15 protein-coding genes are annotated in these 15,339 nt (G+C 61.1%); 3 read left to right on the forward strand and 12 right to left on the reverse strand.

Annotated elements, in window-relative coordinates:
- The first annotated feature begins 4 nt into the window (after nt 1–4).
- Nucleotides 5–1,165, forward strand: coding sequence for an N-methyl-L-tryptophan oxidase (gene solA / locus ACSQ9D_RS26960; RefSeq protein ID WP_436284889.1), 1,161 nt, complete (start codon nt 5–7; stop codon nt 1,163–1,165).
- Nucleotides 1,166–1,172: 7 nt separating this feature from the next.
- Here the strand turns inward: solA and ACSQ9D_RS26965 are convergent, their stop codons facing one another.
- The 6 genes from ACSQ9D_RS26965 to ACSQ9D_RS26990 form a co-directional block, all read right to left on the reverse strand.
- Nucleotides 1,173–2,243 carry an ABC transporter ATP-binding protein gene (locus tag ACSQ9D_RS26965; protein WP_436284890.1) on the reverse strand — a complete coding sequence of 357 codons (1,071 nt, stop codon included), beginning with the start codon at nt 2,241–2,243 and terminating at the stop codon, nt 1,173–1,175.
- Nucleotides 2,240–3,169, reverse strand: a complete 930-nt coding sequence (locus ACSQ9D_RS26970) for a PfkB family carbohydrate kinase (RefSeq protein WP_436284891.1) — start codon at nt 3,167–3,169, stop codon at nt 2,240–2,242. Before ACSQ9D_RS26970 ends, ACSQ9D_RS26965 begins: the two co-directional genes overlap by 4 nt.
- Nucleotides 3,169–4,191 (reverse strand): SIS domain-containing protein, encoded by a 1,023-nt coding sequence (locus ACSQ9D_RS26975; protein ID WP_436284892.1) that lies wholly within the window; start codon nt 4,189–4,191, stop codon nt 3,169–3,171. Before ACSQ9D_RS26975 ends, ACSQ9D_RS26970 begins: the two co-directional genes overlap by 1 nt.
- On the reverse strand, nt 4,188–5,033 hold the full coding sequence (locus tag ACSQ9D_RS26980; RefSeq protein ID WP_436284893.1) for a carbohydrate ABC transporter permease: 846 nt from the start codon (nt 5,031–5,033) through the stop codon (nt 4,188–4,190). Before ACSQ9D_RS26980 ends, ACSQ9D_RS26975 begins: the two co-directional genes overlap by 4 nt.
- Complete coding sequence (locus ACSQ9D_RS26985; protein ID WP_436284894.1) at nt 5,033–5,917, reverse strand: carbohydrate ABC transporter permease; 885 nt, start codon at nt 5,915–5,917, stop codon at nt 5,033–5,035. Before ACSQ9D_RS26985 ends, ACSQ9D_RS26980 begins: the two co-directional genes overlap by 1 nt.
- Before the next feature lie 73 nt (nt 5,918–5,990).
- Complete coding sequence (locus ACSQ9D_RS26990; protein WP_436284895.1) at nt 5,991–7,229, reverse strand: extracellular solute-binding protein; 1,239 nt, start codon at nt 7,227–7,229, stop codon at nt 5,991–5,993.
- 223 nt (nt 7,230–7,452) lie between these two features.
- Here ACSQ9D_RS26990 and ACSQ9D_RS26995 point away from each other — a divergent pair, with 223 nt between their 5' ends.
- Nucleotides 7,453–8,658 (forward strand): ROK family transcriptional regulator, encoded by a 1,206-nt coding sequence (locus ACSQ9D_RS26995; RefSeq protein ID WP_436284896.1) that lies wholly within the window; start codon nt 7,453–7,455, stop codon nt 8,656–8,658.
- 9 nt (nt 8,659–8,667) lie between these two features.
- On the opposite strand, the gene ACSQ9D_RS27000 is transcribed toward ACSQ9D_RS26995, so the two are convergent.
- From ACSQ9D_RS27000 to ACSQ9D_RS27025, 6 genes are all read right to left on the reverse strand, one after another.
- Nucleotides 8,668–9,141 carry a cupin domain-containing protein gene (locus ACSQ9D_RS27000; protein ID WP_037121162.1) on the reverse strand — a complete coding sequence of 158 codons (474 nt, stop codon included), beginning with the start codon at nt 9,139–9,141 and terminating at the stop codon, nt 8,668–8,670.
- A 77-nt stretch (nt 9,142–9,218) separates the two neighbouring features.
- Nucleotides 9,219–9,551: a chaperone modulator CbpM gene (locus ACSQ9D_RS27005; protein WP_436284897.1), complete on the reverse strand. Its 333-nt coding sequence runs from the start codon at nt 9,549–9,551 to the stop codon at nt 9,219–9,221.
- A gap of 2 nt (nt 9,552–9,553) precedes the next feature.
- Nucleotides 9,554–10,468, reverse strand: coding sequence for a DnaJ C-terminal domain-containing protein (locus tag ACSQ9D_RS27010; protein ID WP_436284898.1), 915 nt, complete (start codon nt 10,466–10,468; stop codon nt 9,554–9,556).
- 98 nt (nt 10,469–10,566) lie between these two features.
- Nucleotides 10,567–11,073: a hypothetical protein gene (locus ACSQ9D_RS27015; RefSeq protein WP_436284899.1), complete on the reverse strand. Its 507-nt coding sequence runs from the start codon at nt 11,071–11,073 to the stop codon at nt 10,567–10,569.
- Between the two features lie 264 nt (nt 11,074–11,337).
- Nucleotides 11,338–13,170: an ABC transporter ATP-binding protein gene (locus ACSQ9D_RS27020; RefSeq protein WP_436284900.1), complete on the reverse strand. Its 1,833-nt coding sequence runs from the start codon at nt 13,168–13,170 to the stop codon at nt 11,338–11,340.
- Nucleotides 13,171–13,210: 40 nt separating this feature from the next.
- A complete protein-coding gene (locus ACSQ9D_RS27025; RefSeq protein ID WP_436284901.1) occupies nt 13,211–14,407 on the reverse strand; it encodes an aminotransferase class V-fold PLP-dependent enzyme in 1,197 nt (398 codons plus the stop codon).
- Between the two features lie 96 nt (nt 14,408–14,503).
- Here ACSQ9D_RS27025 and ACSQ9D_RS27030 point away from each other — a divergent pair, with 96 nt between their 5' ends.
- A complete protein-coding gene (locus tag ACSQ9D_RS27030) occupies nt 14,504–15,337 on the forward strand; it encodes an IclR family transcriptional regulator (protein WP_436284902.1) in 834 nt (277 codons plus the stop codon).
- Nucleotides 15,338–15,339 lie beyond the last annotated feature (2 nt).

Raw genomic sequence — 15,339 nt, forward strand, 5'->3', positions numbered from 1 at the left:
AGAAATGACAGTTGAATTCGACGTTGCCGTTATCGGCCTCGGGGCCATGGGAAGTGCAGCACTTTCCTTTCTCGCAGCGCGCGGCGCCAGAACGATTGGCATTGACGCCTATTTTCCCGCCCACGCGCTCAGCTCCTCGCATGGGGACAGCCGCCTGATCCGGCTCGGCTATTTCGAAGATCCATCCTATGTGCCGCTCCTACGGCGCGCCTATCGCAACTGGCGCGATCTGGAGGCGCGGCTTCGTACAGACATTTTGACCATTACCGGCGTCCTCCAGATTGGCGCCGAGAGCAGCAAGATCGTTGCGGGAACGCGCGCGTCTTGCAAGATGCACGGGTTGGCGCACGAGGTCCTCGACAGGGCGGACATGGCGCGTCGGTTCCCTGCCTTCCAACTAGATGACGAAGACATCGCCGTCCTCGATCCTCAGGGCGGCTATCTGAGGCCCGAAGCGGCTGTCATGGGCTATCTCAAACTTGCGGCCCAGGACGGAGCCGTCCTTCATTTCGGCGAACGGGTGATTGCGATCGAGCCGGGCGACGGTGGTGTGACGATCCGCTCGGCTGACGGCCACTACCGCGCCAGGAAGGTCGTGGTTGCCACCGGTTCATGGATCGCTGAGCTCGTTCCGCAATTGAGACAGCATGCCGTGCCGATCCGCCAGGTCGTTGCCTGGTATCAGCCGCGCGACCGCTTTGCCACTGAACCGCAACGCATGCCCTGCTTCCTCCGGGATGAGGGCGCAGAGGGCTCGTATTTCGGCTTTCCGGCGATCGGTGCCGATGGCGTCAAAGTCGGCCGGCATGCGCATTTCCGCGAGCCGATCGATCCCAACCAATCCAACCCTGCGGTCAACGATGCGGACACGGCCCTGCTCGATGGCTTTATCTCCAAGCGCGTGCCTGCCGCCGCAGGGCTGCGGGTCAATGCCGTTACGTGCCGCTATACGATGCTGCCGAGCGAGGATTTCCTGCTCGATTTTGCTCCTGGCCATTCGAACGTGGTCGTCGCATCGCCCTGTTCCGGGCATGGCTTCAAGTTCACGAGCGTCGTTGGCGAAATTCTCGCCGACCTGGCGCTTGAGGGGCAAACCAGCTTGCCGATTGGTGCGTTCTCCTTTGAGGTCATGAACGAATTTGTCGCTGGCCGCAAATCGGCGTGACGATCCGCTAGTTGCAGCGTAATCCGGTTTCTGCGTCGAAGAGGTGGATTGCCTCCCGATCAAAGGAAAGCATCAGCTGCTGGCCATTTTCCAATGCCGTGCGCGACGGCAGGCAGGCCGTCATGCGCTGCGTGCCGACGAAAGCGGTGATGACAAGCTCGGGCCCAGTCAATTCGGCAACCTCGCACGTCACCGGAATCGTGAGGCCGGACGAGCCAAGTCGAAGTGCCTCCGGCCGTATGCCTGCAATCAGCTTCTGGCCATCCTTGGCCCGGGTTTCAAATCCCTCCGGCAGGGGCAGCATGGTCTCGCTGCCGTCGATCTGAAGTTCGCTGCCGCGAGCCGTAACCTTCAGAAGGTTCATTGGCGGGGCACCGACAAAGGTGGCGACGTAGAGCGTTGCGGGCCGGTCGTAAATCTCTGACGGCGTGCCAAGTTGTTCGATCCGCCCGTCGCGCATGACCGCGATGCGGGTGGCAAGCGTCATGGCCTCGATCTGGTCATGCGTTACATAGACGACCGTGGTCTTGAGCATCTGATGCAGGCGCTTGAGTTCGGTGCGCATCTCCATGCGCAATTTTGCATCGAGATTGGACAGTGGTTCATCGAACAGGAAGACCTCCGGCTTGCGCACCAGCGCCCGGCCGATCGCAACGCGCTGGCGTTGGCCGCCGGACAGCTGGCTTGGCTTGCGTTCGAGCAGGCTTTCGATCTGCAACAGCTTGGCTGCATCGCGCACAGCCTGGTCACGCGCGACGGCTGGAACCTTGCGCATTTCCAGGCCGAAGCCGATATTGCGGTGGACAGTCAGGTTCGGATAAAGCGCGTAGGACTGGAAGACCATGGCGATATCGCGATCCTTCGGATGCACGCCAAGGACCGAGCGCGCGCCGATGCGCACGTCGCCGCTGGTGGCTTCGGCCAAGCCTGCGATGATATTGAGCAGGGTCGACTTGCCACAGCCCGAAGAGCCGAGCAGCACGAGAAATTCGCCGCTTTCGAGCGCGATGTCGATGCCCTTCAAGGTTTCGACGTCGCCGTATGTCTTGCGGATATTGACGATTTCAAGCGCACTCATGGAGCGGTTTCCTCGGACATTGATTGACCGCCGTAGTTGCGGGGAAGGGTGGAAATGGCCCGCGAGGCGACCTCGGTTCCCGCCGCCAGGCAGTCAGCGAGAGATTTTTCTTGCGCCAATGCTGCAAGAAAGCCCGCGTTGAAGACGTCACCTGCGCCGATCGTATCGACGACCTTGACCGAGGGGGCCATAACCGAGATGCTTTGTCCGTCCGCGCCGATCGCCAGCGCCCCATCTGGTCCGCGCTTGACGACGACGATCGCGCCGTCCGGCATATGCGATCGGATCTCGGCCGCCGCTTCCACCGGATCGTCGAGGCCAGCAAGGGTGGTGGACTCCACTTCGTTGAGAAGCGCGATTGCGCAGCGCGACAGCCAACGTCGCGTGGCATCGCAATTGTCCCTCGTCCAGCCGTCGAGCGGCCAGCCGGTATCGAGCGCGACCGCGATCTGGTGCCGATCAGCCCAGTCGAAGAAAGCATCGTATTGGCGCGTGAGATCGTCCGTCAGGAACGAGCCGCAGAGCAACGCATAGCCGCCCGAAAGCTTGGCGCCGTCGAGAACGGCGAGCACATCGGCCAGGCTGAATCGAGGTAGATGGCCACGCGTGGTAAAGAAGGTGCGCTCGCCATCGGGATGCGTGATGCCGACAGAAAGCGTCGTTTGCTCGGCGCGCACTGGCCATTTCGCGGAGCGCTTTGCGAAGGCCTCGCTCAGCCAGCGGCCGAACTGATCGTTGCCGACATTGGCCGCGATCTCGAACTCGACGCCGAGGCCATTCCAGGCGAGCGCGCTGTTGCCGGCCGCTCCGCCCACGCGCAACTCGTCATGATCGACGATGATCTCGGTGCCGGCCTTCGGCCAGGGGGCTGCGGGACCGAGAATAAGGTCGATATTGACGTTTCCGATGACAGCAAGAGGACGCATCATTCGCTCCTGGTGATCTTTGTCGAACGCACCGGCGTACCGGCGTTCTCAACACGCGCGTCGGCAAAGGCAATCATCAACCGCTGTGCCACAGGCAGCATCGCGAAGATCGCGGCAAGACCCGAAGCCGGCCTGAAGCCGATGGTAACGCCGCCAGCAACAGGCTCTTCGCCAGATGCATCGAAGATGATGACCGGAGCGCCGGTTTCGACCGCCGATACCGCCATGGCGGTGACCAAGCTTGCAGTGCGGTCGTGGCCTCGGAAAAGGATGACGCCGATCGCCGGGCCGAGCATTTCCATGGGTCCATGCCGCAACTGCCCGCCCTCGAGCGAAAAGCAGGGGAGACGGGCGAGTTCCGTCAGGCCAAGTGCCAGCGCTTCGGCAAGGCCCTGCAGGCGCCGTCCCGACGTGACGACGCTCGCCACGCCATCCAAAGCTGCAAGAGCAGCATCGATGTTCGGACGCTCGGGGGAGGTCAGAGCGGCAAGCGCGGCGGCCGGATTGTCACCAAGGGCCGCCAGCACGGCCAGATGCAGGGCAAAGGAGACGGTCAGGCTGCGGGTCGCAGCAAACGCCAACTCTGAGCCTCCAGCGCCGACGAGGGAAGGTGCCGTGCGCGCGAGAAATGATCCTGCCTCCAGCGTTAGGCCGAACGTGTGAGCGCCGCCTCCGGTCTCGGTGAAAAAGCGCACGACTTCGGCGCTTTCGCCCGATTGAGAGGTAATGATGACGGTTCTGCCGTCGAGCAACAGCGGTTGCCCCAGCTGTTCGGAAAGGGGTAGAGCGATGGCATCGATGCCGAGTGCGCGATAGAGCGGCTCGACTGCGCGACCGACGGCATGAGATCCGCCCATACCGAGGAGAAGGAGGCTGCCGTTCTTTTTCAGCGAGGCGGCGATCGCCTGAGCAATTAGCTTTGCGCCATCGTAGGACGCCAGCGCATCCGCATGCTGACGCGCCATCTCGCGATCGATTGCAATCAGGCCGGTTGGTCGTGTCGCTTCCATGGTGCTTGTCATCCCTTCACGCCGCCGCTGGTCAACCCGGAAATCAGGGCGCGTTGCATGACGAGACCGATGAGCACCGGCGGCAGGGCGGCGAGCACACCGGCGGTTGCGATCAATCCGTAATCGGAGACACGGCCGCCGGCCAGATCGGCAATGGCAACCGTGAGTGTCTTGGCACGCTGATCGGAGGTGAAGAGCAGCGCGTAGAAAAATTCGTCCCACCCCAGCAGGAAGGCAAACAGCGCCGACGTCGCAACGACCGGCATTGCGAGCGGCAGAGTGATGATCTTCCAGGTCTGGAACAGGCCCGCGCCATCGATCATCGCGGCAGCTTCAATCTCTTTCGGTATGGAATCGAAGCCTGATTTCATGAGCCATGTGGTGAAGGGCGCGAGGATCGTCAGATAAACCAGTGCAAGGCCGAAGACGTTGTTCAACATGCCGAGATAGGACAGGCCCATGTAGAGCGGCACGGAAAGCGCGACCGGCGGCAGCATGTAGGTCGAAACCACCATCGACAGCGACCAGCCGACGGAAGGGGTGCGCGACACAGCCCAACCCGCCGGAATGGCAAGCGCGATCGCGGCGATCGTCGCCATTCCGGCAACCTCGATGCTGTTTCTGAGCGACGAGGTGAAGGCGGCACCCGCGCTGTTTTCGATGGTCGACAGCAGAACGCCGTAACGCGAGAAATCAGCCGACTGCGGCCACCACGGCAGCGGCTTTGCGGCAAGATCGGCGGCCGGCGAGATGCTCATGACGAACAGCCACAGTATCGGCGCCAAGATGATGGCGGCAAGCAACAGGGCGCAGACATAGACGAAGGCTGAAAAGATCGGGCTCTTGCGTTCCATCAGGCGGCACTCCCTGCGGTTTTGCGCACCAGCGCGCCATAGGCGACGGCAAGCAGCGTCACAAGCAACGTGACGATCAGTGCCAGCGAGGCGCCGGAGCCGGCACGCTGGAATGAGAACGCCTCCTGATAGACGAGGATCGACAATGTTCTTGTGCTGTTGGCGGGGCCGCCACGGGTCATTACCCAGATGATGTCGAACACCTTGAAGGCTTCGATTGTGCGCAGCACCAATGCCACCATCAACGGACCGGCGAGATAGGGCAGGATCACGAAGCGAAAGCGGGCGAAGGGGCCTGCGCCATCGACCAGGGAGGCGGCGGTGATGTCACGCGGGACTGCCTGCAAGGCAGCGAGCGCAATCAAGGCCACCAGCGGAAAGTTCTTCCAGCAGTCTGCGACGATCAGGGCGGCAAGTGCCGTGCCCGGTTCGCCGAGCCACGAGCGATAGGCGTCGATCAGGCCGATTTGCGTTAGTGCTGCGTTAAGCGCGCCGTACTCCGGATTGTAGATTAGCCGCCAGAGCGTGGCGTTGACGACCGTTGGCAGCGCCCAGGGAAGGATCATCAGCGCACGCAACAGCGCGCGGCCGCGGAATTCCTGGTTGAGGAGAAGCGCTGCAAGCACGCCGATCACCATTTCGGCGGCGACCGAAATCACGGCGAACCAAGTGGTCGTGATCAAGCTTCGCTGAAAATTCGACCCGGAGATCATCTTCACGTAATTGTCGATGCCGACGAAGTTGCCGGCGGTGCCGACAAGCTTGGCGTCGGTGAAAGACAGGCCGATGGTATCGATGAGCGGCCATCCGATGACCGCGATCATCACGACAAGCAGCGGCAACATCAAAAGCCACGCGCGGGTCGTCATCCAGGTGCCGGACATCGGGCGCCCTCTCAATTCATCGGATTGTGACAGTGGGGCCAGGCGGCGCGGGCCGCCTGGACGGCTATATCGCTTAGAGACCGCTGTTGTCGGCTGCCGACTTCAAGGCGTCCTCCGGCGAGGATTGGCCGAGCAGGGATTCCTGGATCGCCTGCTGCAGGGCGGTCGAGAGTTCCTGATACTTCGGCGTGGTCGGGCGTGGATACATAGCGGCGAGTCCGATCTTGGCCGCTGCTATCATTTCTTCCTGGCCCTTCGTCACCGCCGGATCCTCATAAGAGGAGGCCCAGATCGGCAGGCTGAGCTTGGCGTATTGGTTCTGGGTCGTCTGGGAGGTCATGAATGCGATGTACTTCCAAGCCTCATCTGGATGCTTGCTGGCAGTGGTTATGCCAAGGCCCATCGAGCCGTTGACGGCCGACGCTTCGCTCTTGCCCGCAACGCCCGGCGCCGGAACAACGCCGACCTTGCCAGCGACCTTGCTGTCCTTCGGGTCGTTCGCCATGTTGTACATGTAGGTCCAGTTCAACGCGAAGGCGGCATCGCCGTTTTGAAAGACCTTACGGACATCCTCTTCCAGGAACTCCTTGGAGTTCGGGTTCGTCAGGCCGGATTTGTAGCTGGACACCATATAGTTCAGCGCGTCGAGACCGCCGCCATTCTGGAAGTCCGGCTTGCCATCCTTCAGGAAGTCGCCCTTATAGGCGCTGACAAGTGTCGTGTAATCGCAGATCACGGCTTCGGCCTGCGACCAGCTCCAGGCGATCGGCGTCGCCAGCAGGCCCTTGTCCTTGATGATCTTTGCCTGTTCGCTCAGCTCGTCCCAGGTCTTCGGCGGGGTCTTGATGCCGGCCTTCTCCAGGATTTCCTTGTTGTAGAACAGGTACTTGGTATCGAGGATCCACGGCATGCCATAATATTTGCTGTCGTACTGAACTGTCGTCCATGCGCCCGGCAGAATGCCCTTCTTCATGTCATCGGTGATGCGCGAGGAGACGTCGACCAGCACATTGTTGGTTGCGTATTCGGCCGGCCAGATGACGTCGAAGAGGACGACGTCGTAACCGCCGCCGGACCCCTGAGCGAGCACGGTCTTGTCATGTAGGCCCTCGTAGGGAACGAATTCGAGATTGACCTTGACGTCGGGGTTCGCCTTTGAAAAAGCATCCGTCATGGCACGGACGTCGGCCTCGCTATAGGCCGCCTGCGCCATGAACAGCGCGTTGATCGTCATTTCAGCAAAGGCGTGCGGCGCAAACGATGCGCCGATCAGTGCTGCGCCAAGCAGCGTCTTGTTTAAGGATTTCAACATTCCAGCCTCCAGTTTCTTGACATTCACCCAATTCCTGAGGGCGGCTGTCGCCGCCGTCAGCTGTCGAAATGACACCCGGCTTGCCGGCTGCCAGATTCGGAGCGTCGTCAGAGCCGTCTTTTGGCTCTCTGCGTTCCCTTGGAACTCTTCGGTTCCTTATTAAGTCAATTGTCTTGACTTATTTCTTCTTCAATATTCTATTGCTGTCAAGAGGGAATTCAGGATGAACGACACGCGCCCAATACGGGCAAAGAGCGGCACCAATCACGAAGGCACCAGCGCCCACAACAGGCGGGTGATGATGGACGCCTTGAGGATGAATGGGCCGCTTTCACGCGCGGATCTGGCGCGCGCCACGAAGCTCACCAAGCAGACCGTGTCGAACATCATCGACGAACTTGAGCAGGACGGGCTCGTCACAGCGCAGGAGGCCATCCGCAAGGGCAGGGGCCAGCCATCGACACCTTTTCGACTGGTGCCGGAGGGGGCGTTTGCGATCGGGCTGCAGATTGATCGTCACGTGAGCCGTGCCATCGCCGTCGATCTTGTCGGCAATGTGCTGACCCGGGCCGAGGCGAACCTGCCGCCGGGTGGGCCGTCGCGTGGGGCAGCGGTCATTCTCGAGCTCATTGACAAGGTTCGCCGTGAGCTTGCGGGCCTGGTTGCCCAATCGGAGGGCCGGCTCGTTGGTCTGGGCGCGGCAATGCCCGGCCCCTTCGGCGTCGAGGTGACCGGCGACGATCCCTGGATGATGGCGGCCTGGCAAAAATTTCCGCTGCTGGAAACGCTTGCGACAGGCACAGGCCTTGGCGTTCGTCTGCAAAACGATGCGGCCGCGTGCGCGACGGCTGAGCGCATGGTCGGCGCTGCCCACGGGCTCGATCACGCCGTCTGCCTCTATCTCGGCTACGGCATCGGTGCCGGCCTGATCCTCGGCGGCGAACTCTATAGCGGTGCGCATGGCAATGCGGGCGAAATCGGCATGGCGCTCCTTTCGGCCAGCGGCAGTCCGACACCGCTCGAACATCGCGCCTCACTCGCCTCGCTCTACCAGCATCTGGCAATCGATCCGGCAGATCCCGGCGTCTATGCGATGGTGAACGAACTCACGCTGAAGAACGATGCGAGAATTAACAGCTGGATCGAGGAAGCGGTGATGGATCTGCGCTGGAGCGTGCATCTGATCGAATCGATCTTCGATCCGCAGACCGTCATACTCTGCGGTGGCGCGCCTGAGGCCCTGGCGCGACGTCTGGTCGAGGCCATGCATCCTCTCCCCCCATCCATCGCTGATCGCCGTAGCCGGGTCATTCCTCGCTTCCAGCTTGGCATGACCGATCCGTGGGCCGTCGCACTTGGCGCAGCCGCCGATCCGATCAGCCGCGCCTTCGATCCGAGCTTCGCGGCCATTCTCAAGGATTCGCCGTGAGGCTTTCCGTTACCGGTGGATCGGATCGATCCACGGCACGTCCTCCGGCTTTTCGACCGGCTCGATATCGAGATTGACGACGACTGGCTCCTGGCCGGACCGGATGACGACGCATTCGAGAGTTTCGTCACGGCTGGCATTGATTTCCTGATGGGGGACGTAAGGCGGCACATAGATGAAATCACCGGGGCCCGCCTCCGCGGTAAATTCGAGATGATCGCCCCAGCGCATGCGCGCTTTTCCCTTCACGACATAGATGATACTTTCGAGATCGCCATGATGATGGGCGCCGGTCTTCGCGTTCGCGTGGATGGTGACGGTACCGGCCCATATCTTCTCGGCCCCCGCGCGTGCATGGTTGATCGCCGTCGCCCGGTTCATTCCGGGCGTCTGCGCCGTATTGGGGTCAAGTGAATTGCCCGGAATGACCTTTACGCCATGCTCGCGCCAGTCGATCGGATCGTGATGGTGATCCTGGGTCATTTTCGCCTCCCGAGGGGTAGTCCGTCTTTTGAGATGATATCGCCAGGCTCGGCGAGCACAAGTCATCAGGCGATTGGTCAAAGGCCTCGGATGCCGGCGAGATCGTCCAGCTTGCCACGCAGCCTGTGCTTGACCTCCGCGTCCTGCTCCTCCATGGCGGCAAGCAATTCGCGAAGCGTTCCGCGCAATCCGTGAATCTGATCGACGAGGTCCATGATGAGGTCGACGCCGGCGTCGTTGACGCCCATGTCTCGGGTCAGGTCGAGGATGAGCTGCGCCCGCGCGACATCCGTATCGCGAAAGTCGCGGGTGCCGTCACGTGTCTGCGGCAGCAACCATCCCTGCTCGACCCAAACCTCAAGCACCGTCACGTCGATCTTCAGAAAACGGCGGAATTCAAGATCATCCATGGCTATTCTCCCATGCCCTTTCTCGGATCCTGCGTTTCGCCTGCCGTCCAGCCGGTCATGAAGTCAGTGAGTTTTTGATCGGGCACATCCGGCAGCACGATCTTCAGCGAGATATAGATATCTCCAGCGCCGCCGCCTTTCTTCGGAATGCCCTTGCCCTTCAGCCTCAGAAGCTTTCCTGTATTCGAGTGTGGCGGCAGCGTGAGATTGACGGGACCCGACGGCGTTGGCGCGCGCACCTTGCCGCCGAGCACCGCCTCACGCAGCGTTATGGGCAGATCGAAGCGAATATCGTCACCATCACGGATGTAGACGCGATGCGGGCGCACCCGAATTTCGACAAGCGCATCTCCGGACGGGCCGCCACCGATACCAGGCTCGCCCTTGCCTCGAAGTCTGAGCGTCTGGCCGTCACGCGTTCCCGGCGGTATCTGCAAATCGAGCGCCGGTCCATCGGGCAAGCGGATCTGTGTCTTCGTGCCGTTGACGGCATCGAGGAAATCGACCTCCATCGCGTAATGCCGGTCCTGGCCTCGTGCGCGGGATTCGCCGCCCCGGGCCCGCCGCGAAAAGAAGCTCGAAAAGATGTCGTCGCTGTCGCCGAAATCGGCAAAACCGGCGCTGTTATGGTAGGGATTGTCGGCGCCCGCCGTCGAGGCATAGTCCCGATAATAGTGGCGTCGCGCCTGCTCGGCGCCCGTCATGTCGATCTCGCCGCGATCGAAGCGCCCGCGCTTTTCTTCGTCGCTCAGCAGCTCATAAGCAGCCGAAATCTCCTTGAAACGGTCCTCTGCCTTCTTGTCGCCGGGGTTAAGGTCGGGGTGAAGTTTCTTGGCGAGCTTACGAAACGCGCTTTGAATGTCTTTCTGCGTGGCGTCCTTGCTCACGCCGAGAAGCTCGTATGGGTCGCGGCTCATACATGTCTCCGGTTCAGCGGCGGAAATCGCCGGCTTTTTGCGCTCTATATAGGTTGCCCGACTGGCTGCGACGAGAGGTTGTCTTTCCGCAAACAAGGTCAGTTGCGACGCAGGTTGAGATCGCTTGTTACCACTTGCTGGCCGGACGCCGGATCCATATCGACGGTTCGGATACGGATCGCATCGGTATCCACGCGCTGGATTGTCATGCTCGCACTGCGATCTCCGTTGATCACCTTCGACCAGCGCACGGCGAGATTAATAGCATCGCCACTGCGCGTTCCGCGCAGGCCGGAAACGCCGCCTGAGGGGCCGACGTAACTGCCGGCATACTGCGCGCCATTGACCTTGATGTTGGCAGAAACCGCCCGCGTGACGACGATCATTCCGCGGCAAATCCCCTTCATCGAAAGCGCCTCGCCACTCGCCTCGGTCTTGAAGTTGCAGCTGAGGTTGACGGGGGACGAGGATGTGGTTCGCTTCATCATGCCCCCGCCCGTCCAATCGCCGGCGAGCGATTGGAGGAAGGGCGCCTCATCGGCATATGCGCCTCCCGTCACCATCCAAAACAGCGCCGTGACAGCAGTATAGCGCCAGCACTTCATGACGTCCTCCTTGAAGATGATCAAGAATGCCTCAGAATGCTCAAAAGTTCCCCACAATACAGGACGCTAACTAAATGCAAGCAAGATGCGCAAGGGCAAGCGATTTCGGCCAATTCTGCCAGGAAGATTTCCACGCAACAGGCAAACCGAGATGTCTAAAGGGCTCTGGCTGAGTTTGCCCGATAGTCTTGGGTGCTTGCCGTCAGGTCGTTCGCCCGGCGGGTGCCTCATGTAATGAGAAAAATGCTGATCAGCCTCGAACTGCTAGGCTATCACGAGATGTCCAGGTGAAACAGCTCGATACTGGCGCCGTCCGGCCTCGTATTCTACGGGCCGGATCGGGCTTTTCAACTCCTCGGTCGCGGCCATGCGCTTCTGGCGACGTCGATCCGGATCTGGCACCGGAACGGCGGCCATGAGCTTTTTGGTATATTCGTGCTGTGGATTGCCGAAGACGGCCACACGAGGTCCGATCTCGACGATCTCGCCAAGATACATCACGGCCACCCGGTGGCTGACGCGTTCAACGACAGCCATATCATGGGAGATGAACAGGAAGGCCAGGTCTAGGCTTTGCTGCAGGTCAAGCATCAGGTTGATAACCTGCGCCTTGATCGAGACGTCGAGCGCCGAGACACTCTCATCAGCGACGATGACTTTGGGCTGGAGCGCCAACGCCCTTGCGATACAGACGCGCTGTCGCTGGCCGCCGGAAAATTCATGCGGATAGCGGCTCGCCATGTCCGGTGTCAGGCCGACCTTCACCAGCATGTCGGCTACCACGTCCTTTGCGTCTTTGGCCGTGCCCATCCTGTGCTCGAGATATGGCTCTGCAATCGCCCGGCCGACCGTCATGCGCGGATTGAGCGATGCAAACGGGTCCTGGAAAATCATCTGCACGGACTTGCGCATGTTTCGCATCTCCTGTTTGTCGAGCGCGAGCATGTCGCGGCCTTCAACGATGACGGCTCCCGAATTCGGTTCGATCAACCGCATGATGGCGCGGCCGGTCGTTGATTTGCCGCAACCGGACTCGCCAACCAACGACAGCGTCTCGCCAGCGAAAAGGTCGAAGGAGACGTTCTCGACGGCATGCACACGGCCGCTTAACCGTCCAAATAGCCCCGAATGGATGTCAAACCGCTTGGTGAGCCCCTTCACTTCGAGGATGGGCCTGTGCTTGGCAACGGTGTCGGGCACCTCGACTTGCGTATCGGCTTCACCCGTCGCGATGTTGACAACAGGAAAGCGCAACGGCCGCTCGTATCCCTGCATCGACCCGAGCACCGGTACGGCAGACAGCAGAGCACGGGTGTAAGGGTGCTTTCCGCGGTGGAAGATGTCGCCTGTCGCACCGGTCTCCACCTGTTCGCCGCGATACATGACGACCGTGCGGTCAGCGATTTCGGCAACGACGCCCATGTCATGGGTGATGAAAAGCACCGATGTCCCTTCTTCGTCCTGCAGCATCTTGATGAGGTCGAGGATCTGGCCCTGGATCGTCACGTCGAGTGCCGTCGTCGGTTCGTCGGCGATCAGAAGCTTTGGCTTGGAGGCAAGCGCCATGGCAATCATCACACGCTGGCGCATGCCGCCGGAAAAGCGATGCGGATACTCGTCGAAGCGAGCCGCAGCGGAAGGGATGCGGACCTTTTCCAGCAGCCGGATCGTCTCGGCCTTGGCCTTTGCCTTCGACATTGCCGTGTGGCAAAGCAAGGCCTCCGAGATCTGGTCACCGATGGTGAAGAGCGGATTGAGGCTCGTCATCGGTTCCTGAAAGATCATCGAGACATCGTTTCCGCGCACCTTGCGCATCTCTGCTTCGGCTAGCGACAACAGGTTGCGACCACCCAGCATGATCTTGCCTTCGATACGGCTCGTATCGGGCTGCAAGAGACGCATGATGGAGAGCGAGGTGACACTTTTTCCCGAGCCGCTCTCGCCGACGATCGCGACAGTCTCTCCCGGTGCCACAGAGAAGGAAACGTCGCGTACGACGGGCTTCCAGTCGCCATCCACCAGAAACGAGGTGGTGAGGTTCTGGACGGACAGAACCGGATCGGCGGAAAGGATTGTGTTTGGCTCTGCGGCGCTCATAGTCGTTTCCTTCCTTTTGTCGTTTCCCGCCCGGTGACGCTTAATCCGGCCAGCGCAGCATGCTGTCAAAGCGGTGCCTGCTGCGGTTTTCGATCGGCGTGGCGATGACTTCGTTGGAGGCGCGCGCCTTGTCGAGCTCTTCGGTCAGGCGGGCAGCGACGATTTTCTCCTGACCCGGATGGAGGTTGCACGGATCGAGGTAGAAATAGTGATGCTCTACCTCGTGGTCACGCACGATCACCGGCGGATCGCCACGGCCGAGCGCTGCGGCGAGATCCCAGGCGGTGATATGCGCTTCGGCCGGCGAGACGATCACCCGCATGCGCTCGAGCGGGTTGTTGGTCGGGTCCGGCTCGATCAGCGCCGTAATGCCCGGGCGCTCGCCCAGCGTTTCCTTCCACAGATGAAGATAGCCGGTCTCGCGCTCGCGGATGCCCGCATGGTCTCGCTTTTCCCAGGCTTCCAGCGCCGCCATGGTGCCATAGACGCTTTCCTTGCCGACCTTCATGCCGCGGCCGATCCCCATGTTCTGCAGGAAGGCGCTGCGCACCAGCTCTTTCTTGCCCGCAACGATGCCCGAGGTCGGGCCGCCAAGGAACTTGTGGCCGGAATAAAGCGCGACATCGGCTCCTTGCGCCAAGAACAGCCTGAGATCGTATTCGGAGGCCGCATCGACGATGACCGGAACGCCTTTGGCATGGGCGATTTCGACGAATTCGGTGAGATGCAGCAGGCCATAGTCGACGACGTGATGGGACACAACATAGACGGCGGCTGCCGTCTTGTCGCTAATGGCATTCTCCATGTGGAAACGATGCGTTGACGTTGCCTGTCCGATCAGCACGACTTTGCCGCCGGCAAGCCGGATCGCCTGATCCACCGGCGCGCCATAGCTGACCACATGCCCCATTTGCACGATGACTTCGTTCTTCTCAGGGGTCGTATCCGGCAGCTTCTCGATGGCAAGCAGGTTGTCACCTGTGATGGCACCGGCGACAGCAAGGCTGATGCCTGCCGAGCAGGACGCCGTGACAAAGCCGGCTTCACCGCCGGTCAGCCGCGCTATCACCTTGCTTGCCTTGCGCTGCAGGTCGTTGATCTCGACGAATTGCGGCAGGATCGCTTCCATCGCCTGGATCGCTTCGGGAACAACGATGGAGGCGCCGAGGCTCGTCATCGTGCCGGACACGTTGATGACCGGGCGCAGGCCGATCTTGGTACGGATATCATCGGACATTCTATCTCTCCAAAGTGACGGCCGGCTGCGAATTGCCATCGACAGCTATGCCATAGTAATGTAATAGCTTCTCGAAATCAGACGAGGAGCGTTGAATTGGACACAAAGACGTCATCCGCAACACCCCTCAAAGAGGCCGTGTCGGTCGGCGAAGCCGAAGCCAAGGGCGCGCGCCGCTCTCGCGTCAGCGGCATTGATCGTGCCTTGCAGGTAATTGATTATCTTTACGAAACCGGCACGCCTGCGGGTGCGTACGCAATCGCCAAGGCGGTCCAGGCGCCGCTTTCCACCGTTTATGTCATCATCGACGATCTGGTCGAAAAGAACATGCTTGCTCGCAATTCGGATGGGTCCATCTGGCTCGGGTCTCGTCTTTACCACTATGGTCTCGCTTATGCCCGGTCGCTGGATTTTATGAGCGTCGCCACCCATGAAATGCACGATCTCTGCCGGCAGGCCGGGGAAACAGTGCAGGTTTGCGGGCGCGACGGCGACTACATGCTGGTGCTTGCCATGGCGGACGGGCCAAGCCATTTCCAGGTCGCTTCGCGCGTCGGCACCCGCGTGCCGTTGAACTGGACCGCATCCGGCAGGCTCCTTGTCGGCCATCTGCCCGAGAGCGAGCGGATCGAGCTGTTCAAGCGTTGCGCCCGAACGTCGCCGACCGGACGCGCTTTGATCGACGCGCGCACCCTTTCCGACGCGGCTGGGAAAGCTTTCGGGGAGAGGTTGTCGATCCAGGTCGCCGAGTCGGACTACGCGGTTGCCTGCATCGCGTCGCCGGTTTGCGACCGGGAGGGCCAGTGCGTTGCCACCATTTCGATCGTGCTGCCGGAACAAAAGGTGCTTTCCGACGAGCACCACTACACCGAACATGTGCGGATGTCGGCGCAGCGGATCGAGACGCTGATGGGATGGCGCAATCACTGACT

It is taken from the genome of Rhizobium sp. LjRoot258 (genome assembly GCF_964254185.1).
Lineage (GTDB): Bacteria > Pseudomonadota > Alphaproteobacteria > Rhizobiales > Rhizobiaceae > Rhizobium.